The organism is Rhodoferax mekongensis (genome assembly GCF_032191775.1).
Classification (GTDB): domain Bacteria; phylum Pseudomonadota; class Gammaproteobacteria; order Burkholderiales; family Burkholderiaceae_C; genus Allorhodoferax; species Allorhodoferax mekongensis.
In genome coordinates this window covers 1146424-1167948 of the sequence record NZ_CP132507.1, presented here as the reverse complement: position 1 = coordinate 1167948, position 21525 = coordinate 1146424, and the positions used below count along the sequence as shown (strand labels likewise).

Sequence of the window (21525 nt, the reverse complement as noted above, 5' to 3'; positions counted from 1 at the left end):
CGCTCATCGCATGGTCTCCTCATTGGGACTGCGCAAGGCCAGAGCGGCCCGGGCGTGCGCCATGTCGGAGAACGGGGTTTTCACACCGGCGATTTCCTGGGTTTCTTCATGACCTTTGCCGGCCAGCAGAATGACGTCTTGTGCATCGGCGCTGCAGATGGCGTCGGCAATCGCCACGGCGCGATCCACCTGCACATCCACATGGGGGCACTCCACCATGCCCAAGAGAATTTGCGCCACGATGGCTTCCGGCTTTTCGCTGCGAGGGTTGTCGCTGGTCACGACCGTATGTTCCGACTGGGCTGCGGCGACGGCTCCCATCAGGGGGCGCTTGGACGCATCGCGGTCACCCCCGCAACCGAACACGCACCAGAGTTTTCCTCCGCGGGCTTGGGCCACCGGCTGCAATGCGCGCAAGGCTTGCGCCAGGGCATCCGGCGTATGGGCATAGTCCACCGCCACCAGGGGAGCAGACTCTCCGCCTATGCACTCCATACGACCCGGTACCGGCAACAGGGTTGCGCAGGCTTGCACCGCAGACTGCAGGGGGATGCCCACCGTGCGCATGGCTGCAATCACCCCCAACAAGTTGGACACGTTGTAGCTACCGATAACGTGCGACTGCAGACGGACAGTCTCTCCGCCTTCCACGACATCGAATGCCAGGCCTTGCGCCGAATGGGTGATGCTGCGAGCCATCAAGCGCGCGTCACCTTGCACGGCGACTGTCCATACATTCAGGGAAGTATCCGCAAGCTCTGCCGCCAATTCGGCGCCCTTGTCGTCATCCACATTCACCACAGCGGCCTTCAATCCATCCCAAGAGAACAGCGCTCGCTTGGCGGCCCAGTAAGCCGCCATGCTGCCGTGGTAGTCCAGATGGTCTTGCGTGAAATTGGTGAAGATGGCGGTGTGGATGACCGTGCCGGTCATGCGCAGCTCTTCAATGCCGATGGATGAAGCCTCCATCGCGCATGCCTTGAGCCCTTGCTGGACGAAAGCGCGCAGGGTCTTCTGCAAGAGAACCGGATCTGGCGTCGTGAAGCCAGTGGCCTTCAATGCAGGCGGGCGACCAACGCCCAGCGTGCCAATGACGCCACACGGCATAGCCTCTTTGCCCCCCACTTGGGCCAATGCTTGGGCGAGCCACCAGGCCGTACTGGTTTTTCCGTTGGTGCCGGTCACCGCCATCACGGCCAACTCGCGGGAAGGCATGCCGTAAAACGCTGCTGCTATCGGCCCGGAACCGGCCTTGAGTCCGGAGTAAAAGCCCGTGCGATCGGAATCCAATTCGAAAGCCTCTGCACCCGACTGCTCCGCGAGGCAGGCGAGAGCGCCTTTCGCCAGTGCGGGCGCAACAAAGCGCCGTGGATCGGTCGCGGCACCCGGCCAGGCAATGAATGCATCCACGCTGGTGGCTTCGCGACTGTCTGTCGTAAGGCCCTGAACGCCGCAGGAGCGCAGCCATTCCACGGCCTGCACGGGGGTGGTGAAGGTGGCCATCAGAAGCTCTCCTCCACCGCATCCGCGACGATATGCGGCTGCACGGCCATGTCAGGCTGAACCCCCAACATGCGCAGGGTTTGTTGCACCGTCTCACTGAATACAGGCGCGGCAACTTCACCGCCGTAGTACTTGCCGGCACTGGGCTCATCGAGCATGACGCCCACAATGATGCGCGGCTGCTCGATGGGCGCCATGCCCACAAACCAGCTGCGGTACTTGCGGTTTCCGTCGCTCCCGTAGCCCTTGCCGATTTGCTTGTAGGCGGTTCCGGACTTTCCACCCACCGAGTAGCCGATGGTCTGGGCCTTGGGTGCCGTGCCTCCCGGTCCAGCGGCCATTTTCAGCATATGGCGGACCTTGGCAGCGGTCTGCGCGGAGAACACCTGCACACCGACGGCCGGCTGGCTGGTTTTCAACAGCGTGGCAGGAATGATCTGCCCATCATGAGAAAACACGGTATACGAGCGCACCATCTGAAACAGGGATGCAGACATGCCATAGCCATAAGAAATGGTGGCCTGTTCGATGGGGCGCCAGGATTTGTAGGGCCGCAGTCGCCCCGACACTGCGCCGGGAAACTCGATTTGCGGTTTTTGGCCGAAGCCCGCTTGCGAAAAGGTTTGCCACATTTCGCTGGCCGGCATCTGCATGGCCAGCTTGGTCGTACCTACATTGCTGGAGACCTGAATGACCTGCTCTACCGTCAGGGCGCCATGAGGGTGCGAGTCGCGGATAGTGGCCCCCGTGATGGTGATGGAGCCCGGGGCGGTATCGATCACGGTAGACGGCTTGGCACGACCAGATTCCAGCGCAAGGCCCACTGTGAATGGCTTCATCACAGAACCGGGCTCAAAAGTATCTGTCAGGGCCCGATTGCGTAACTGCTCACCGGTGAGGTTGTGGCGCTTGTCCGGTACGTAGCTGGGGTAGTTGGCCAGTGCCAGCACCTCGCCAGTGATGGCGTCGAGCACCACGACGCTACCTGCTTTGGCTTTGTGGGTGACTACCGCGTCACGCAGCTTTTGGTATGCAAAAAACTGCACCTTGCTGTCGATGCTGAGCTGCAAGTCGCGCCCCGGGACGGGAGGTACCATCTCACCCACGTCTTCCACCGCGCGGCCCAATCGGTCCTTGATCACATGGCGCATGCCCGGACGTCCGAGCAGCTCCTTGTTGAACATCAACTCCACGCCTTCCTGACCGTTGTCTTCGACGTTGGTAAAGCCCACGATGTGCGCAGCCGCTTCGCCTTCCGGATACTGGCGCTTGTATTCCTTGCGCTGATAGATGCCTTTGATGTTCATCTCGGCAATCTTTTTGGCAATGTCCGCATTGACCTGGCGCTTGATCCAGACAAAAGATTTGTCTTCGTCCTGAAGCTTCTTTGCAATGTCGGCCGCTGGCATTTCCAGTAACTTGGCCAGCTGCGCCAGCTGTGTCTTGTCCAATTCCACGTCTTCAGGAATGGCCCAGATACTGGGCGCGGGGACACTGGAGCCCAGTATCAAGCCATTGCGGTCCAGGATGCGCCCACGATCCGCAGGCAAATCAATCGTCCGCGCAAAGCGCACTTCGCCCTGGCGTTGGAAGAAATCATTGGCATACACCTGGATATAGGCGGCACGCGCCACCAAACCTGTAAACCCGAGGGCAATCGCGCCCACCACAAACTTGCTGCGCCATACCGGCGTGCGGCTGGCCAGCAAAGGACTGGAGGTGTACTGAATACCCCGACGTGTCACTGGGCGCCTTTCCTTGCTGCAGATGCGCCGGCTTGAGGCATAGGTGCGCTGTAGGTGACATAGCTGGTGATGGCGGGCGTCACTTGGCGCATTTGGAGCTTTTCACGTGCGAGCTGCTCCACGCGGGCAGACGTCGCCTGTTCGCGCTTGGCAACCTGCAAGCGGCCGAACTCTGTTTCCAGCCGGCGGGAATCGGCGCGCGCCTTGTCCAACTCAGTAAACACGCGGCGCGACTCGTACTGAATCCCCACCAGATATAGCGCACTGCAGACCACCGCCACCAAGAGAACCAAGTTAATGCGCATCATGCCGGCATCCTTTGCGCCACACGCAGAATCGCACTGCGTGAGCGAGGGTTGGCTGCCACTTCTTCTGCGCTTGGCTTGATGCGCCCCAATGCCTTGAGCTTCATGACCTTGGGAGCCGCAAAGGGCGCGCGGCGGTCGTACTCCTCCTTGGAATGCTTGGCGATGAACTGCTTGACGATGCGGTCTTCCAGAGAGTGGAAGCTGATCACAGCCAGACGCCCGCCGGGCTGGAGGACTTCCAGACTGGCGTCTAGCGCCTGTTGCAACTCCTCAAGCTCGGCGTTGATGAAAATCCGAAAAGCCTGAAATGTGCGCGTTGCAGGGTTCTGGCCCGGCTCGCGGGTTTTGACCGTGTCAGCCACGAGTTGGGCCAACTCGGAGGTGGTTGAAATTGGGCCCCGTTCCTGTCGGCGAGCAACAATCGCCTTTGCAATTGACCCAGCAAACCGTTCTTCACCATATTCACGTATCACCTCCGCGATTTGATTGATCTCGGCCGTTTCCAGCCACTGGGCCACACTCTCACCGCGCGTGGTGTCCATGCGCATATCCAACGGGCCGTCGAAGCGGAAGCTGAAGCCCCGCTCCGGGCTATCGATCTGTGGGGAACTCACACCGAGGTCCATCAGCACGCCACCCACGCTGCCAGACGGCAAGACGCCGAGGTTCGAGAAACCTTCGTGGCGAATGGAAAAGCGGGGATCCGTAATGAGCGCTGCCTGGGCCACGGCCTCAGGATCGCGGTCAAAGGCGATCAGCCGGCCGGAAGGATCCAGGCGCGAGAGAATGCTGCGAGAGTGGCCGCCCCGGCCGAAAGTCGCATCCACGTAGGTGGCTTGCGCAGCTGCGTCAAAGGGGGTGCCGCCATCACTGAACAAGGCATCTACCGCTTCGTTCAACAATACGGTGGTATGGGTCCGAGGAGCTTCCACCGTGTGGCCTTAAAAAGAGAAGTCCTTGAAGACGTCGGGCATTTCACCCTGCATGGCCTTCGCCTCTTGCTCGTCGTACGTGGCCTTGTCCCACAGTTCAAAGTGGTTGCCCATGCCCAGCAGCATGGTGTCTTTGGCGATGCCGGCAGACTCACGCAATTCCGGTGAAATCAGCACACGGCCGGTGCCATCCATCTCCACGTCCATGGCATTGCCCAGAAAAATCCGTTTCCACCACTGGGCGGACATGGGCAAAGCCGCAATCCGTTCACGGAATTTTTCCCACTCAGGGCGCGGGAACACCATCAAGCAACCATGGGGGTGCTTGGTAATCGTGAGCTGTCCGGCAGCCGTCGCACTCAAGACGTCACGATGCCGTGTCGGCACCGACAGGCGACCCTTGGCATCAAGACTGAGAGACGAAGCCCCTTGGAACACGAAAAAACACCTTTTTGCTGCAGCAGTGTTGAAACAGCAATTTGGCGGCACTTTTCACCACTAAATTGCACTTTTTTGCACTGTATCAGCAAATCGAACGCTCGCAACAGGGCTTGCGCGAAAATTTTCCAATGAAATCAACGACTTAGACGCGTTTTCGAAGGCTTCACTAGCTTAAAAAGCGTTCTAAATTAAGCACTTAGCAGAGGCTCTGAAAGTGATGCTTGAAGCAGCTACCGTTTATCCGGTCCTTGCGCGCTTACAGGATGAATCGTGACAAATCTTCGTCTTGACTCAGGGCTGCCAAACGCTGGTCGACATAGGCTGCGTCTATATGAACCGTTTGCCCGACCAATGAAGTGGCGTCAAAGCTCACCTCATCGAGCAGGCGCTCCATGACGGTGGACAAGCGGCGGGCTCCAATATTCTCCGTACGCTCGTTCACATCGAAGGCGATCTGGGCCAAGCGGGTAATGCCGTCATCGGCGAAATGCAGTTGCACGCTTTCTGTCGCCAATAGCGCCTGGTATTGCTTGATCAGGGAAGCATGGGTTTGGGTCAGGATGGCCTCGAAGTCTTGAACCGAGAGCGACTGCAACTCCACCCGAATGGGAAAGCGCCCTTGAAGCTCAGGAATCAGATCGCTGGGCTTGCTCAGATGGAACGCACCGGATGCCACAAAGAGAATGTGATCCGTCTTTACCATTCCGTATTTTGTGGACACCGTGGTGCCCTCCACCAGAGGCAAAAGGTCCCGCTGGACACCCTGACGGGAAACCTCTGCGCCACTGCCTTCACTGCGCGAGGTGACCTTGTCGATCTCGTCAATAAAGACAATGCCGTTCTGCTCAAGCATTTGGATGGCCTGAGTCTTGACGTTTTCCTCATTGACCAACTTGGCAGCCTCTTCATCGGCGAGCAGCTTGGCGGCATCCTCAATACGGAGCTTGCGGGTTTGCTTCTTGCCCTGCCCCATTTGACCGAACAAACCGCGAATCTGTTCGGTCATCTCCTCCATTCCGGCTGGCCCCATCACGTCCAGGCTGGGCGCGGGCGCAGCCACTTCCAACTCTATCTCGCGGTCTGCCAATTGCCCCTCACGCAGCTTCTTGCGAAAAGCCTGGCGTGTAGCATTTTCTGGAGTCTCAGCCGTAGAGAGAGAACCGAAGTCTGCCCGCGGCGTTGGAATCAGGATATCCAGGATGCGGTCTTCAGCAGCATCTTCGGCCCGCGCGCGGACCTTGGCTTTTTCTGACTCGCGCGTCTGTTTGACTGCAATCTCTGCAAGATCGCGGATGATGGCGTCTACGTCCTTGCCCACGTAGCCGACTTCGGTGAACTTCGTCGCTTCCACCTTGATGAAGGGTGCGTCGGCCAAACGGGCCAAGCGTCTGGCAATCTCGGTCTTACCCACGCCAGTAGGACCAATCATCAGAATGTTTTTGGGCGTGATTTCCGTGCGGAGAGTGCCCTCCACCATCTGCCTGCGCCACCGGTTGCGTAACGCAATGGCGACGGCGCGCTTGGCTTGCGCCTGCCCGACAATGTGTTTATCCAATTCGGCAACAATGCCTTGAGGCGTAAGTGTTTGCATAAAAATTGAAAGCGGCAACCCTGCTTAGAGGGTTTCAATGGTGTGGTTCATGTTCGTGTAAATGCACAACTCGCCGGCAATTTCCAGGGAGCGCTTCACAATGTCGGCAGCCGACAATTCCGAGTGGTTAAGCAAGGCCACGGCCGCTGCTTGCGCATAAGCGCCACCGGAACCAATTGTCACAATCCCGTTTTCAGGCTCCAGCACATCCCCGTTGCCGGTAATGATGAGCGACGCATCTTTGTCTGCCACCGCCAGCATCGCCTCCAGCTTGCGCAAGACGCGGTCAGTGCGCCAATCCTTGGTGAGTTCAATGGCCGCACGCACCAAGTGCCCTTGGTGCTTTTCAAGCTTGGCTTCAAAACGTTCAAACAAGGTGAATGCGTCAGCCGTGGCACCCGCAAATCCCGCCAAGACCTTGCCGTGGTAAAGCTTGCGTACTTTACGGGCCGTACCCTTGATCACAATATTGCCAAGCGTCACTTGCCCGTCGCCACCGATGGCCACTTGCATACCGGTTGGGGTCTGACGACGCACACTGATGATGGTCGTTCCGTGAAATTGTTCCATGGCGGATAAATGAGGATGGTTGCAAGAAAAGCAAGCCGGGCACTCGCCGGCTTGCTGCGTTCGCCTTAGAGCGAACGGGGAATGACGCGTGCGTGCTCGCTGATACCGATCACGTTGAAGAACGCGGCTACAAGCCGGTGTACATCCTGGAATTGCACCATGCAGCCCTCGGCTTGGCGCATGGCAACCCAATTGAGAATGCTGCCGGCAGCAGAAAAATCGACCCGCACAAGGTAGCGGCAGGACACGGCAATGCTGTTGGACGCATCACGCGCGCCATCGATGCCCGCCAGAACGGTCATGGCATCCCCAAGCACTTCGCCACGAAGTTCCTGACTGGAAATCGTGACCGAATCCAACCCCATGGGTACCGTGGCAATAAAGTCCGATGTCGACCGTGCGACAGAGGGCGCAGCCCATACCGCGTAGTTGCATTTGGCAGGCTCACATGCGGGCGGCGAAACCTCATAGGTCACACAGTAGTCAAGTGCCACCAATTCAAACTCATCGAGCAACTGCATGGCACGCAAGGCATTGAGGCGAACCGTCCACCACGCAGAATCCACCGCTCGGTCACCGGATGGAGTCAGGTTGCGCAAGGCCTGCAGGAGCTTCTCAGCACCGCCAAAGCGCAAGGACACCGGTTCGTCACACAAACTCGCAAAGAGCCCTGAGAGCAAAGGCATGGCTTCGGATTCGATGCGCTGTAGCCGCCCCCACGTCAATGTCCACGGCATGGGATTGCTGGACAAGACCATGCGCAGGGACTCCATGCCATCCACGGTCAAGACCGAAGGACTATCCCACATGGCGGCCGCAGGTCCGAACTCACCCTCTACAGGCTCAGGGACAAACGGTGCCGCAGCGGTCGTATCCATGCCTTGATTGGCGTCAAGCTGCAATACCTCCCAACCCGGCACCCGACCATTCCAAAGATGCGCATATTCCACGGTGGCCCAATCAAACCGGTCCCGATTCTGGGTGGCGCGGTACAGGTCCATAAGCGCAGCGGCCCAATTGAAAGCGACCTCTGCATCCGGATGACCTCGGCCCAGCGCTTGTATGAGACCAGCTTCTGCACCAGCGTCATCTCCATTGGCGAAGCGTATGGCCGCTTCTTCCAACTCCGGATCAGTGGTCATATCCGCCACGTCCATGGCAAAAAGCTTGGAGGTGGAAAAGCTCAATTCGGAAGGATCTGCCGTGATATGGGTTACTGGGCCCTTCACCACCGGCACCAAGGGAACATGGGAAGACATGGGCGGCATGCCGGAGCCCATCTCAGTTGGGGCATATTCGGTGGAGGGCGCCGGATCTCGGACGGTGTTCAACACCCTCAAACCAGTGGATTCTGTCGACTCAAACACAGAAGGAATTGAGATCGGTGCATCCACAGACGTATGCGATCCCGGGCTAGAATCTGACGGGAAGGAAGTCGGGATGCTTTGTGGTGCTGTCGGTCCTGCGCCCTGCATAGCCGCAGCCTCTTGCTTGCCTTTCCACCACTGCTTGGACATCTGGGCTTCGATTTCATCAATCTTCTTCAGCGTCACCGCACGTCCATCGGGGTCGGTCGGGATACTACTCTGGAAGAATGACGGACGAGCCAGATTGGCCGCCGCAGAGGGGTCGCGATTACGCAGCTTTCGCAGTTGATCGAACTCTCGCTTGCGGACGAAATCATTTTGCCGCTTGCGCTCAATCATGGCCTTCAAGGCCTGTTTGTCATAGCTGCTATCCGGCTCGGTTTCCGTACGGGACAACTCCGACCAGTCTTTGGTCGGATTGCGAACGAACATCGCCACCTTGGAAAGTAAGCCTGGTCGTTCGTCTTTGGTTGCCATAGCGGATAAGGATGTGCGCAGTAATCGGGACTTCAGTCCCCGAACATCTTCTGCTTGAGCTCTCGGCGCTGCTGCGCCTCCAGCGACAAGGTCGCCGTGGGACGTGCCAACAAGCGGCCTACGCCGATGGGCTCACCGGTTTCATCGCAATAACCGTAATCGCCTGCATCAATGCGTGCAATCGATTGTTCGATCTTCTTCAGCAACTTGCGTTCACGGTCGCGGGTACGCAACTCCAGAGCATGCTCTTCTTCAATGGTGGCGCGGTCTGCAGGATCTGGGACCACAGAGGTATCTTCCCGCAGGTGTTCCGTGGTTTCGCCAGCGCTGGTCAGGATGTCGCGCTTGAGGTTGGAGAGCTTCAGGCGGAAATACGCAAGTTGCACCTCATTCATGTATTCCGAGTCAGGCATCGCCAACAACTCGGCGTCCGACAATTCGGCAACCGTTTTGCTTTTCCAGTTGTTGGCTAATTTGGCGTCTTTTTTCACGATGGCAGGTATCACAGGAGCAATGACTGGGGAAGACATGGTTTGGTTATAACTCGCTTTTGCAGCTGTGGAAGCTACAGTTTGCGCCATCGACGGGACCGTCAGCTGGGCCAGACGGGATGAAGGCCGTCCTGCTTTGGCTGGAACTGTTGAGACGGCAGCCACCGCGGGCGCAGCACGCACGGGAGTTGCGGGCAATTCTTTGGTCACTTCGACGGACTTCGCCACCGACTTAGCTGTCGCAAGCTTGATTTTACTTGTCGCAGCGACGGGCGCTTTTTCCAATGCTTTAGCGGTGGACTTGGCGACTGCAGGAGCGGTCTTGGAGGGCGCTTTGGCAGCGGCTTTGGCGGGAGTTTTCACAGGGGCAGAAACCACGGTTTTGACAGCGGCTTTGCTGCTCGATTTGGTAGCGATAGGGGCTTTTGCAGCTGCTTTTACAGCTGGTTTGGCAGGAGTTTTGGCTGCAGCAGCCTTGGTGGCAGCTTTGGCAGTGGCAGCCTTTTTCGCAACAGGTTTAGCTTTGCTGGGGGCTGGTTTCACCTTGCTATCTTTCCCGGATTTCGCGTTCACTTCTTGTCTCCTGGCAGGTTCGGCCTGCACATGGTCGCTGGTGGCTGCAGTCGCTTTGCGCCCTTTGAGGGGCTTGTCAGAGCGGGTTTCTTCGGCGCGCGAGTGTACAGGCTTACCCATGGGAAAACCCATTAGTTGCAAAAGCGAGACAAACATAAGGCGCCCTACCCTCTCGACTTTGAGCCGTTACACCAAGGATTGCTCCATGCCTTGCAAGAAGATGTCTTTGGGCAAGTCGATGCCGATAAACACCATCTTGCTCATTCGGGCCTCCCCCTCCGCCCAGGCGGGTCCCAGATCGCTGCCCATCAATTGGTGTACGCCCTGGAAAATTACCTTGCGCTCGGTACCCTTCATATAGAGCACGCCTTTGTAGCGGAGCATGCGCGGGCCATAGATGTTGACGATGGCCCCCAGAAAATCTTCCAGCTTGGCGGGGTCAAACGGACGATCCGACTTGAACACAAAGCTCTTCACATCGTCTTCATGATGGTGGTGGTGCCCGTGGGCCGCGTGGTCGTGAGCGTGGGAAGGGTGATCACAGTGCTCGCCATGTTCATGGTCATGGTGGTGGTCGTCATCCTTCAGGAAATCCGGATCGATGTCGAGCTTGGCGTTCAGATTGAAGCCGCGCAGATCAAACACCTCTTTGATGGCCACCTCGCCGAAGTGCACCGCTTTTTGCGGAGCACGCGGGTTCATATGCTTGATGCGGTGCATCAGGGCATCCAGCTCCTCTTTGGACACCAGATCCGACTTGCTGATGAATATCTGGTCCGCAAAACCGATCTGGCGGCGCGCTTCCTGGCGGTCATTGAGCTGCTGCACGGCATGCTTGGCGTCTACCAGCGTCAGAATGGAGTCCAGCAGATAAGTCTCCGCGATCTCGTCATCCATAAAAAAGGTCTGGGCGACCGGGCCGGGATCGGCCACGCCAGTGGTTTCAATCACGACGCGCTCGAAGTCCAGCTCACCCTTGCGCTTTTTTTCAGCGAGGTCTTTCAGCGTGGTTCGCAAGTCTTCGCGGATGGTGCAGCACACACAGCCATTGCTCATCTGGATGATCTGCTCGTTGGTGTCACTCACCAGAATGTCACTGTCGATGTTCTCTTCACCGAACTCGTTTTCGATGACGGCGATCTTCTGACCGTGGGCCTCAGCCAGCACGCGCTTGAGCAAAGTGGTTTTACCGGAACCCAGAAAACCGGTCAGGATGGTGGCGGGAATCAAGCTCATCGTTCAATTTCCAAAAATGGTGCAGCGCAAAAGAAGCAACTGGGGAGTGTAGTCAGCAATTCAAGACTTGTCGGTGTCAGGCTTGTCGCCGCATCACGACCAAGCCCTTAAGGTACTCGCCTTCCGGGAAGGCGATGGTCATCGGATGGTCCGGAGCTCCGCCCATGCGCTCAGTGATAAAGCCGTCCACACCCGCGTCGGAGCCTGCCCCGGCAATGATTTTGTGGAACAAGTCCGCACTGATGCCTCCCGAACAGCTGTAAGTGAACAGCACGCCGCCCGGCTCCAGCAGCTTGAAGGCCAGCCGATTGATGTCCTTGTACGCCCGTGCCGCACGCTCAGCATGCGCCACGGTCGGCGCAAACTTGGGCGGATCCAGAATGATGGCGTCAAAGGTGCGCCCCTCGGCCGCAAAAGCGCGCAGTGAGGCATTCACATCCGCATCCATAAAAGTGGTACGCGCCGCATCAAAGCCATTCAGTGCGACGTTGGCCTTGGCTTTTTCGATGGCCGGGCCACTGGAATCGATCGAGGTCACGTGCCCGGCGCCGCCTGCCAGAGCCGCCACCGAGAATCCGCCGGTGTAGCAGTAGCAGTTCAGCACCCGCTGGAAACCGAGGCGGCGGGTGTACTGGGCAAATTTGTGCCGGCTGTCGCGCTGGTCCAGATAAAAGCCGGTTTTGTGGCCTTCGGCGATGCTCAGGGCCAACTTCCAGTCATGCTCGCGCAACACCAGGTCCGTCGCCCCTTCGCCACGCAACCAGCCGGTAGCCTCGGGCAGGCCCTCCAGGGCGCGGCTGCTGGCATCCGAGCGCTCGTAGAGCTTGGTCAGCCCGGTGGCACTGAGCAAGGCATCCGCAATGGCGGGCTTCCACTTCTCCACACCGGCCGAGGTGAACTGCGCCACCAGCGTGTCACCGTAACGGTCCACGATCAAACCAGGCAATCCATCCGACTCGCCGTGGATCAGGCGCACGCCGTCGCTTTGTATGTCAAATCGGGCTCTGGCGCTGATGGCTTGTGCACAAGCAGCTATAAAAAAGCTAGCATCAATGCGCTGCTTTTCATCAAAACTCCAAACACGCGCCCGGATCTTGGACTGAGGACTGAACGCCGCCCACCCCAGAAAAGCCCCCTCAGCCGACTCGACGCGAACCGTCTCCCCGCTATCTCCGCCGCCTTTGGCGATGGCGGATTCAAAAATCCAAGGGTGGCGGCGCAACAAGGAGCGCTCTTTACCGGCGCGCAATCGAATGGTTTTCATGGGGGCTATTGTCGCTTGGAGGTGCGGGCGGGTCTTGCTCTTGGACAGACTGGCCCGGAAAACAAAAAAGGCCAGCAAACTGCTGACCTTTTTTGAAACCCCTGAGGGTGAATTTGGAGCGGGAAAAGAGTCTCGAACTCTCGACCTCAACCTTGGCAAGGTTGCGCTCTACCAACTGAGCTATTCCCGCGTTACAAGCCCATGATTATATACCGCGTTTTGGCAACTTTCAAGAAACCGAAAACTTTTTAAGAAAAAGAGGTAGCCGCTCATGCTCCACATCAGGGCTGCCGCTTGAGTTTGGCGCGCGGATGCGCAGCGTCGTAGGCCTTGGCCAGATGCTGAAAGTCCAAACGGGTATAGACCTGCGTGGTGGTGATATTGGCGTGACCCAGCAGCTCCTGCACGCCGCGCAAGTCGCCACTGCTTTGCAACACGTGGCTGGCAAACGAGTGGCGCAGCATGTGCGGGTGCACCGGCACATTCAGGCCCGCCAGCTGGCTGCGCCGCTTGAGCCGCTGCCACACACTTTGTGCAGTCAAGCGCGTGCCGTTGCGACCGATGAAGAGCGCGGAGGCTGCATGGGAGCCTGCTGCATCTACAGGGGCCGCGGTGGCGGTACCCGAAGGGCCACGCAACTCCAACCAACGCTGCAAGGCCTGCATGGCCGTGGCACCCACCGGCACACTGCGGCGCTTGGAACCTTTCCCCAGCACATGGGCCTCTGCGGCCTGCATGTCGATCCAGCCCTTGGCATCTTTGCCGGCTACTACATCCAGCCCTACCAACTCTCCGACGCGCAGGCCGCTTCCATAGAGCAGTTCGACGATGGCGGCATCGCGGGCTTCCAGCCACGCGTTGTCATCACTTTCAAAATCTGCAAACTGCACCGCGTCATCCACCGCCAGCGCTTTGGGCAATGGTTTGGGCGCCTTGGGCGAGCGCACATCCTGCACCGGGTTGCTGCTCACCAAGCCTTCGCGGCCCAGCCAGGCATAAAAGCCGCGCCATCCCGACAGAATGAGTGCGATGCCTCGCCCGCTGCGCCCGGCGCTGTGCATCTGGGCAACCCAGCGGCGGATGTGGTGATTTCTGACGTCTCTCAAGGCTACGCCGGCCCGCGTGGCCTGCTCAGACAGCCGCCCCAGATCCAGCGAATACAACTCCACCGTGCGCGCGGCCAAGCGCTTTTCGACGCGGACGAACTCCAGGTATTTCTCCACCAGTGCCGAGTCGTCCGCAGTCATGGCGGGTTGGGAATGGCTTAACGCAGGCGGGACAGCGCAGCGCTGGCGATTTCGCCGATGCGGGCCAGGAAGTCCGTGCCCATGCCGCTGTTGAAACGCTGCGCGTCGCCCGAGGCCAGCACCAGCATTCCGAAGGCGGGCGCCTGACTGCCGGCCATGCCACTGCGCAGAGGGATCAGCGCCAGCGAGCTGACAGTACCCGGCTCTTCCAGCCAGCTCACGGCCTCGAAACCGGTATTCAGGCCGCAGAAAGGTTCATTCAAAGAAGTGGCGAATACCTTGGCATCTTCACTGACCTCCTGGGCCGCCGGCAAAGCAGCAAAGCCCTCAGCCACGCCCCAGACACGCAAGCCCACTTGCGGGACGGCGAACTGGTCCTTGATTTCGCGCACGATCTCCACGGGCAACTCGGCCGGGTTGATGGTGAGGAACAGCGAGCGCGCCCAGCGCAGGATCTTGTCGGACAGCATCACGTTCTCGTTGCCGTGGCGGATCATTTCCATGATGCGCTGCTCCAGCAATTTGATCTTCTCGCGCAGCATCTCGGCCTGGCGCTCCTGCAAGCTCACTGCGCGGTGGCTGTGCGGGCTGGTGAACTGCACCGTGGCCAGCAACTCCGCGTGGCGCTGGAAGAAGTCGGGGTTGTTCACCAAATAGTTGGCAATGTCGTCTTCGGTGATGGGATTGCCCAAGGCTTGGTTCAGAGGTGGAGTCATGGTCTGCGGGTTCAGGTTATTCGGGTAAATCAATTTCGCCACGGAAAACCGTGGTGGCGGGGCCGGTCATGAAAACAGAGGCGCCCATGCCGTCCCAGGCAATGGTCAGCATGCCGCCACGGGTCTGCACATCCACACGTGCGTCCAGCAGGCCGAGACGGATACCGGCCACCACGGCCGCGCAGGCGCCCGTGCCACAGGCCAGCGTCTCGCCCACACCGCGCTCGTACACGCGCAAGCGCACCTGGCTGCGGCTCACCACCTGCAAAAAGCCTACGTTCACACCTTGGGTAAAGCGCGGGTTGGCCTGCACCTGCGGGCCCAGTGTGGCGACAGGTGCAGCATCCACATCAGCCACCAGCGTGACCGCATGGGGGTTGCCCATAGATACCGTTGCTACCAAAAGAGGAGCTGCTTGCGCAGATTCGACGGGCGCCAGAGGCCAATTTCCCCATGAACCCATGGCTTGCAGACTCAGGCCACTTTCGTCAAAAGGAATGTCAGCCGGGTTGAACACTGGTTCGCCCATGTCCACCGTCACGCGGCCATCGGGGGTGAGCAAGGGTTCGATCACGCCCTTCATGGTTTTGACGCGGATGCGGTCTTTGCCGGTCAGGCCTTGGTCGCGCACAAAGCGGGCGAAGCAGCGGGAGCCATTGCCGCACTGTTCAACCTCGTTGCCATCGGCGTTGTGAATCACGTATTCGAAGTCGATGCCCTCAGCGGGCGAAGGGCGCACCGTGAGAATCTGGTCGGCCCCCACGCCGAAGTGGCGATCGCCCAGAAAGCGGTAATGCGCAGAGGTCAGGCCCAAGCGACCCTTGGTTTCGTCGAGCACCACGAAGTCGTTGCCCGCGCCCTGCATTTTGGTGAACTGGATTCGCATCCGTTCATTATCCCCGTTTGGCTGCACAATCCGCCGCATGGCCAGACCCACCCACCTTCTGCCCGGCGAACTCTCGCCGGCCGCCGCCTCGCTCCTTGATGCCTGGCAAACCGACAGACCCGTGCCCCTGATGCGCCATGTAATGCGCCTCACCGCCCCCAACCCCGGCGTGATGACAGGCCCCGGCACCAACAGCTACCTGGTGGGCGAACCCGCCACCGGCTACACCGTCATTGACCCCGGCCCCGCCGACGCCGACCACCTGCAGCGCCTGTGGCAGGCGGCTGCGTTTGAAGACGGCAGTGGCGGCAACATCCTGCGCATTGTGTGCACCCATTCGCACCCCGACCACTCGCCCGGCGCGGCTCCGCTACAGGCCCTGTGCCAGGGCGGCCCGCCGATTCTGGGCCTGCCCTCAGCACCCACCGCACGCGCCGCCAGTGCATTCACCCCGGACCGACCGCTATTAAATCAGGAGCTGCTCGCACATATGCTGCCTGCGCCAGAGGTCGAAACCGCACTCAAATCTGTGCATACCCTGCAGGTGATTTACACCCCCGGCCATGCTGCCAATCACGTCTGCCTGCTGCTGGAGGAGGACGGCCTGCTCTTCAGTGGTGACCACATCTTGAATGGCAGCACCACGGTCATCGACCCGCCGGACGGCAACATGCGGGACTATCTGGATTCACTGGACGCACTGGCCGCTGCCTGCCGCGACTACCAGGCGCAATACATCCTGCCGGCCCACGGCCATGTCATTGACGGAGCGGGCGAGGCCATTGCCAAGCTCAAGGCGCACCGCCTGGCGCGCGAAGCCAAAATTGCCGCTGTCATGCAAGCCAACCCCCAAGGCAGCCTGGACGACTGGCTGCCCCTGGCCTACGACGATGTAGACCCGCGCATCTGGCCGGTGGCCAAACGCTCCCTGCTGGCCCATGTGGAACGCATTTACGCACTGGATAACGAAAAAGGCCGGCCATGACCCGCACCACACTGAAGCTCAAACCGGCCGCCAAGACAGTGCGCAAGGCACCGACTCCACGGCCGCCCCCCTCTGCCGCACGCGCACCTGCCGCCACGGCCCGCACAGGCGCCTCCCGCCCTGCAAGCCCACCCCGAGCAGGAGCACCGCGACCCAGTGCTGCGCGCCCGGCAGGTACCCACACGCCGAACGCCCGACCCGCGCGCTCCGGTGAGGGACCGGTACCACGCCCGCGCACGCCCCCCAAGCCCTTGCCGGATACGGGCGAGCGCCTGTCCAAAAAAGTCATGCAACTCAAAGACTGTTCCCGCAAGGAAGCCGAGCAATACATTGAAGGCGGCTGGGTGCAGGTCAATGGTGTGGTGGTGGAAGAACCCCAGCACCGAGTAGACAGGGAAACCATCACCCTGGACCCCAACGCCAGCCTGATGGAACTCACACCGGTCACCCTGTTGCTGAACAAGCCGGCCGGCCACACCGACGGACTGGAAGAACTAACTCCGCTGAACGCCGGCAGCCCGGCACGCACGGGCGCACCGGGACGCAAAGTGCCTCCGGCAAATGCCCGTGCGCTGCTGACCCCTGCCAACCATTGGGAAGGTGACCCGACTGACACCCGCGTGCTCAAGCGTCACTTCCACCACCTTGAAGCAGATGTGGAGTTGGAGACCGGCGCTACCGGCCTGGTGGTCTTCACCCAGGACTGGCGGACCACCCGCAAGCTCACCGAGGACATGTCCACCATGGAACACGAATTCCTGGTCGAGGTGAAGGGGGAGGTGCAGCCTGATGCGCTCAAGCCTATCGGCTACGCGCTCAAAGATGAGCGTTTGGACCTGCCTCAGGTGAAAGTCAGTGTGAACAGCACCACCCCGGAGTCCAGCCGCCTGCGCTTTGCCATTAAGGGCTCACACCCAGGACTGATTGCCTTTCTGTGCGAAAAAGCCGGGCTGCAGATTCTGGGAATGAAACGCATCCGGCTGGGGCGCGTTGCGCTGTCCGACCTGCCGGTCGGGCAATGGCGGTACCTCGCGGGCTGGGAGAAGTTTTAAGAGCGCGTCAGCTCGCGATGTAGCTCTGCAGCTGGCTGATCGTCTGTTCGTGGTCCTTGATGATGTCATCCATCAAGTCACGGATAGAGATCATGCCCAGCACCTTGGTGCCGTCGACTACCGGCAAGTGGCGGATCTTTTTCTGGCTCATCAAGGCCATGCACTCCTGGGTGCGCGTCTTGGGGCCGACCACCATGACCTGCGAGGTCATGATGTCTCTCACCTTGGTGTCTTTGGAAGATCGGCCAGCCAGTGCGATTTTTCGGGTGTAGTCCCGCTCCGAGAAAATGCCGACCAACTTGTCGCCATCCATCACCATGAGCGCGCCAACATTGCAGTCGGCCAGCATTTCGAGCGCCTGGTAGACGCTGTCATCCGGGTTCAGGCTCCAGACTGAGCCCCCGTGTTTCTCCAACAGTTCCAGAATCGGTCGCATAAAGCCTCCGCCAAAAACACTGTGAAGACTCGACCATACAACAAATAAAGTGTGAAGCCCACCGATAAGCCGGATTCTGTGCATGGGGTTTCCCCCACGTGACCACCATTACTCTGGGCCGCCGGTCACCCGGACGGCTCGATGCTACCTACCCGCACACTCCGGGGGCCCCGTCAACGTGTGCCTACTTGGTATTGCTGCGCGTAGAGATTGCCCGTTTCACCCGAACTGAATCGGCTCGTCTCTGTTGCTCTAATCCTCACCTTAGGGCCTTCCACTTGCGTGGCCGACTTGTCGGTGGACAGCCGTTAGCTGCTACGCTGCCCTATGCAGTCCGGACGTTCCTCCAGTGCTCTGTTTCCAGAATTGCACCAGCGGTGGTCTGGCGGGCTTCACCCCCCGATTATCGGTCCTGCCGGAGCAGGAATATCGATATGCACAAACTGTCGCAAGGAATTCCGCACTTTGCTTCAGAATATTTGGGTTCATACCCCATCACGGAGACACACCATGGCATTCGATAACGTCCTGCAAACCATTGGCAACACGCCCCACATCCGCATCAACAAGCTGTTCGGCAACAGCCACAAGGTGTATGTAAAAAGCGAGCGCACCAACCCGGGCGGCTCCATCAAGGACCGCATCGCCCTGGCCATGATCGAAGACGCAGAACGCAGCGGCGCGCTGCAGCCCGGCGCCACCATCATTGAACCCACCTCCGGCAACACCGGCGTGGGCCTGGCCCTGGTCGCAGCGGTCAAGGGCTACAAACTGATTCTGGTCATGCCCGACAGCATGTCGATTGAGCGCCGCCGCCTGATGCTGGCCTACGGCGCCAGCTTCGACCTGACCCCGCGCGAGAAAGGCATGAAGGGCGCCATCGCCCGCGCCGAAGAACTCAAGGCCCAGACCCCCGGCGCCTGGATTCCCCAGCAGTTTGAGAACCCCGCCAACATCGACGTACACGTGCGCACCACCGCGCTCGAAATCGCCAACGACTTCCCCCAAGGCGTGGACTACATCATCACCGGCGTGGGCACCGGCGGACACCTGAGTGGTGTGGCCCAAGTGCTCAAAGCCAAATGGCCGCAGCTCAAGGTGTTTGCCGTGGAGCCAACTGCCTCCCCCGTGATCAGCGGTGGTGCACCCGCACCCCACCCGATTCAAGGCATTGGCGCAGGCTTTATCCCAAAAAACCTGAAGACGGATCTGCTGGATGGCGTGATTCAGGTCGAAGCCGAAACAGCCCGTGAGTACGGCCGCCGTAGCGCGCGTGAAGAAGGATTGCTGGTCGGCATTTCCAGCGGCGCCACTTTGGCCGCGATTGCGCAGAAACTGCCCGAGATCCCCGCAGGCAGCACCGTGCTGGGCTTCAACTACGACACCGGCGAGCGCTACCTGTCTGTCGAAGGCTATTTGCCCGCCTGACCTTACGCAAAGGGCTGCGGCTTATTTCAGCAGGAAGTTGCCGTGGCCTGCGTTCAGGGCAGTGGCCGCTGTGGCGGTCTCATCTTTGAGCTCCACCCCGGAGAGCTGGCGCTGACGGGATTCGGTGAGCAGAAAGTGCAACTTGTAGGCTGCCTCTCCATACGCCAATCCGGCTGGCCGCACATTGGAAATGCAATTGCGGCTCGCGTCCGTCAGCCCTACGCGGGGCATCCAGGTCAGATACAGGCCCATGCTGTCCGGTGAGCTCAAACCGGGGCGCTCCCCGATCAGCACCACCACCGCCTTCGCACCCAGTGCCTGCCCTATTTCATCGCCGATGGCAACGCGGGCTTGGCGCACCACACACAGGGGCGCGACTTTCCAATCTTCACCCGCCATGCGCTGATGCAAAGCCGCCAAAAACGGTGCCGCGTTTTGCTCAATAGCCAAGGCAGACAGGCCGTCTGCGATCACAAACGCCACATCGAACGGCCGTTCCTCCAGGGTGCCTTTCGAAGGGGCCAACAGATCGCGCGATGCAAGATCCAAACGGCGCCCCAGATCGGGGCGTTGCAGGTAGTGGTTGCGGTCCGTCGCAGCGCTGTGCAGTTGGAGCACGGTGCTAGGCAGACCCGGCCAGGCAGCGCTCAGATGCTCTGATAAGGCCGGGCCATCCAAGCCGCGATGCACGGCGTCGCGTGCCTGGGCATGGGCCAGTTGAAACGCAAGATGCGCGCTCGTGGGCAAGCTCACGCCGGAGCGGCCCAAGGCAATGCGGGCATCGGTGAATTGGCGCAATGCCGCCCACGGGTTGGCGGTGACCGACGATTGTTTTTCAGACATGCACCACCTCAGGCCAAGGGTAACAAGGCTTGTTCGAACGCAGCGGGCAGTCCCGGCGGCAGCACCAAGTCGGCGCCCTGCCCTTGAAAGATGTTCATGCGCTGCAACCAGGCCTCGAATTCGGGCGCAGGCCGCAAGCCCAGCACCTTGCGCGTATACAGGGCGTCGTGGAACGACGTGGTCTGGTAGTTCAGCATGATGTCGTCCGAGCCCGGAATGCCCATCACGAAGTTGCAGCCCGCCGCCCCCAGCAGGGTGAGTAACACATCCATGTCGTTCTGGTCGGCTTCGGCGTGGTTGGTGTAGCAGACGTCGCAGCCCATGGGCAGGCCCAGCAGCTTGGCGCAGAAGTGGTCTTCCAGCCCCGCACGGATGATCTGCTTACCATCAAACAGGTACTCAGGGCCTATGAAGCCGACCACGGTGTTGACCAGCAGCGGCTTGAACGCACGCGCCACCGCGTAGGCGCGCGCCTCGCAGGTTTGCTGGTCTATGCCATGGTGGGCATTGGCCGACAGGGCACTGCCCTGCCCGGTTTCGAAATACATCACGTTGTCGCCCACCGTGCCACGGTTCAGCGAGAGGGCTGCACTGCGTGCCTCGGCCAGCATGGCGAGGTTCAAGCCGAAGCTGCTGTTGGTCGCCTCGGTGCCGCCTATGGACTGGAACACCAAGTCCACCGGCGCACCGCGCTCAATCGCCTGGATGGTATTGGTCACATGGGTGAGCACACAGCTTTGGGTCGGGATGTCGTAGTGCGCGATGACATCGGCCATCATGTGCACCAGCTTCATCACCTGGGCCACGTTGTCGGTCGCGGGGTTGATGCCGATCACGGCGTCCCCGCTGCCGTACAGCAAGCCGTCCAGCAGGCTGGCGGCGATGCCGGTGGCGTCATCCGTGGGGTGATTGGGCTGCAGGCGCGTCGCCATGCGGCCGGGCAGGCCGATGGTGTTGCGGAATGCCGTCACCACCCGGCACTTCTTGGCCACCAGAATCAGGTCCTGGTTGCGCATGAGCTTGCTCACGGCGGCGGCCATTTCGGGCGTGATGCCGGGTGCCAGTGCCGTGAGGGCCTGCGTGTCTGCCGCATCACTGAGCAGCCAGTTGCGGAAATCCCCCACCGTGAGGTGGCTCACCGGCGCAAACGCTTGCGCACTATGGGTATCCAGAATCAAGCGGGTAACTTCGTCTGATTCGTAGGGCACCAAGGCCTCGGTCAGGAAGATGCGCAAGGGCAGCTCTGCCAAGGCCATCTGGGCAGCAGCCCGTTCCTGCGCCGTGTGCGCAGCCACCCCGGCCAGCAAGTCACCTGAGCGCAAGGGCGTGGCCTTGGCCATCAGGTCTTTGAGGTCCCGAAAACCATAGACATGGCTTGCGACGGTGTGCTGGTATGGGTGGCTTGGCACGTCAGTGATTCAAAGAAGTGGCAGG

The 21525-nt window shown here is 60.1% G+C and carries 19 protein-coding genes, 1 tRNA gene, 1 other RNA gene and 1 pseudogene; 3 read left to right on the top strand and 19 right to left on the bottom strand.

Translation table 11 applies throughout. The features are described 5' to 3' along the window. Nucleotides 1–3 precede the first annotated feature (3 nt). The 15 genes from RAN89_RS05540 to dapF form a co-directional block, all read right to left on the bottom strand. Complete coding sequence (locus RAN89_RS05540; protein ID WP_313868620.1) at nucleotides 4–1503, bottom strand: UDP-N-acetylmuramoyl-L-alanyl-D-glutamate--2,6-diaminopimelate ligase; 1500 nt, start codon at nucleotides 1501–1503, stop codon at nucleotides 4–6. After that, nucleotides 1503–3248 carry a peptidoglycan D,D-transpeptidase FtsI family protein gene (locus RAN89_RS05535; RefSeq protein WP_313868619.1) on the bottom strand — a complete coding sequence of 582 codons (1746 nt, stop codon included), beginning with the start codon at nucleotides 3246–3248 and terminating at the stop codon, nucleotides 1503–1505. The genes RAN89_RS05540 and RAN89_RS05535 overlap by 1 nt, the downstream gene beginning before the upstream one ends. Continuing rightward, nucleotides 3245–3556 (bottom strand): cell division protein FtsL, encoded by a 312-nt coding sequence (gene ftsL, locus RAN89_RS05530; protein WP_313868618.1) that lies wholly within the window; start codon nucleotides 3554–3556, stop codon nucleotides 3245–3247. The genes RAN89_RS05535 and ftsL overlap by 4 nt, the downstream gene beginning before the upstream one ends. Further along, complete coding sequence (gene rsmH / locus RAN89_RS05525; protein WP_313868617.1) at nucleotides 3553–4488, bottom strand: 16S rRNA (cytosine(1402)-N(4))-methyltransferase RsmH; 936 nt, start codon at nucleotides 4486–4488, stop codon at nucleotides 3553–3555. Before rsmH ends, ftsL begins: the two co-directional genes overlap by 4 nt. A 9-nt stretch (nucleotides 4489–4497) precedes the next feature. Next, nucleotides 4498–4926, bottom strand: a complete 429-nt coding sequence (gene mraZ / locus RAN89_RS05520; RefSeq protein WP_087496285.1) for a division/cell wall cluster transcriptional repressor MraZ — start codon at nucleotides 4924–4926, stop codon at nucleotides 4498–4500. Between the two features lie 259 nt (nucleotides 4927–5185). Continuing rightward, a complete protein-coding gene (gene hslU, locus RAN89_RS05515) occupies nucleotides 5186–6520 on the bottom strand; it encodes an ATP-dependent protease ATPase subunit HslU (protein WP_313868616.1) in 1335 nt (444 codons plus the stop codon). Nucleotides 6521–6544: 24 nt separating this feature from the next. After that, the gene (gene hslV, locus RAN89_RS05510; RefSeq protein WP_087496283.1) at nucleotides 6545–7090 is read right to left on the bottom strand and encodes an ATP-dependent protease subunit HslV; all 546 of its coding nucleotides are present in this window, start codon (nucleotides 7088–7090) and stop codon (nucleotides 6545–6547) included. A 65-nt stretch (nucleotides 7091–7155) separates the two neighbouring features. After that, entirely contained in the window at nucleotides 7156–8934 is a 1779-nt protein-coding gene (locus tag RAN89_RS05505; protein WP_313868615.1) for an STAS domain-containing protein, read from the bottom strand. A gap of 32 nt (nucleotides 8935–8966) precedes the next feature. Then, nucleotides 8967–9803: an RNA polymerase-binding protein DksA gene (gene dksA / locus RAN89_RS05500; protein ID WP_428984498.1), complete on the bottom strand. Its 837-nt coding sequence runs from the start codon at nucleotides 9801–9803 to the stop codon at nucleotides 8967–8969. Between the two features lie 381 nt (nucleotides 9804–10184). Further along, complete coding sequence (locus RAN89_RS05495) at nucleotides 10185–11234, bottom strand: CobW family GTP-binding protein (protein ID WP_313868613.1); 1050 nt, start codon at nucleotides 11232–11234, stop codon at nucleotides 10185–10187. A gap of 76 nt (nucleotides 11235–11310) precedes the next feature. Next, on the bottom strand, nucleotides 11311–12498 hold the full coding sequence (locus tag RAN89_RS05490; protein ID WP_313868612.1) for a class I SAM-dependent rRNA methyltransferase: 1188 nt from the start codon (nucleotides 12496–12498) through the stop codon (nucleotides 11311–11313). 114 nt (nucleotides 12499–12612) lie between these two features. Further along, nucleotides 12613–12688, bottom strand: a tRNA-Gly gene (locus RAN89_RS05485). Nucleotides 12689–12779: 91 nt separating this feature from the next. Further along, the gene (locus RAN89_RS05480) at nucleotides 12780–13745 is read right to left on the bottom strand and encodes a tyrosine recombinase XerC (RefSeq protein ID WP_313868611.1); all 966 of its coding nucleotides are present in this window, start codon (nucleotides 13743–13745) and stop codon (nucleotides 12780–12782) included. Between the two features lie 17 nt (nucleotides 13746–13762). Beyond that, nucleotides 13763–14461: a DUF484 family protein gene (locus RAN89_RS05475; RefSeq protein ID WP_313869348.1), complete on the bottom strand. Its 699-nt coding sequence runs from the start codon at nucleotides 14459–14461 to the stop codon at nucleotides 13763–13765. Between the two features lie 16 nt (nucleotides 14462–14477). Then, a complete protein-coding gene (gene dapF / locus RAN89_RS05470) occupies nucleotides 14478–15347 on the bottom strand; it encodes a diaminopimelate epimerase (protein ID WP_313868610.1) in 870 nt (289 codons plus the stop codon). A 103-nt stretch (nucleotides 15348–15450) separates the two neighbouring features. Between dapF and RAN89_RS05465 the strand changes: the two are divergent. After that, a pseudogene (locus RAN89_RS05465) lies at nucleotides 15451–16332 on the top strand (MBL fold metallo-hydrolase); the annotation flags it as partial. Then, nucleotides 16329–17384, top strand: coding sequence for an RNA pseudouridine synthase (locus RAN89_RS05460; protein WP_313868609.1), 1056 nt, complete (start codon nucleotides 16329–16331; stop codon nucleotides 17382–17384). The pseudogene RAN89_RS05465 and the gene RAN89_RS05460, both read left to right, overlap by 4 nt. Nucleotides 17385–17391: 7 nt before the next feature. Here the strand turns inward: RAN89_RS05460 and RAN89_RS05455 are convergent, their stop codons facing one another. Together RAN89_RS05455 and rnpB are read right to left on the bottom strand one after the other, a co-directional pair. Further along, nucleotides 17392–17820, bottom strand: coding sequence for a CBS domain-containing protein (locus tag RAN89_RS05455; RefSeq protein WP_313868608.1), 429 nt, complete (start codon nucleotides 17818–17820; stop codon nucleotides 17392–17394). 49 nt (nucleotides 17821–17869) lie between these two features. Further along, nucleotides 17870–18214: RNase P RNA component class A (rnpB, locus tag RAN89_RS05450), an RNA gene on the bottom strand. A gap of 116 nt (nucleotides 18215–18330) precedes the next feature. Between rnpB and cysK the strand changes: the two genes are divergently transcribed. Then, nucleotides 18331–19248 carry a cysteine synthase A gene (cysK, locus tag RAN89_RS05445; RefSeq protein ID WP_313868607.1) on the top strand — a complete coding sequence of 306 codons (918 nt, stop codon included), beginning with the start codon at nucleotides 18331–18333 and terminating at the stop codon, nucleotides 19246–19248. Nucleotides 19249–19269: 21 nt separating this feature from the next. On the opposite strand, the gene eutC is transcribed toward cysK, so the two are convergent. Beyond that, nucleotides 19270–20091 (bottom strand): ethanolamine ammonia-lyase subunit EutC, encoded by an 822-nt coding sequence (gene eutC / locus RAN89_RS05440; protein ID WP_313868606.1) that lies wholly within the window; start codon nucleotides 20089–20091, stop codon nucleotides 19270–19272. Between the two features lie 8 nt (nucleotides 20092–20099). Beyond that, on the bottom strand, nucleotides 20100–21431 hold the full coding sequence (locus RAN89_RS05435; protein WP_428984497.1) for an ethanolamine ammonia-lyase subunit EutB: 1332 nt from the start codon (nucleotides 21429–21431) through the stop codon (nucleotides 20100–20102). Nucleotides 21432–21525 lie beyond the last annotated feature (94 nt).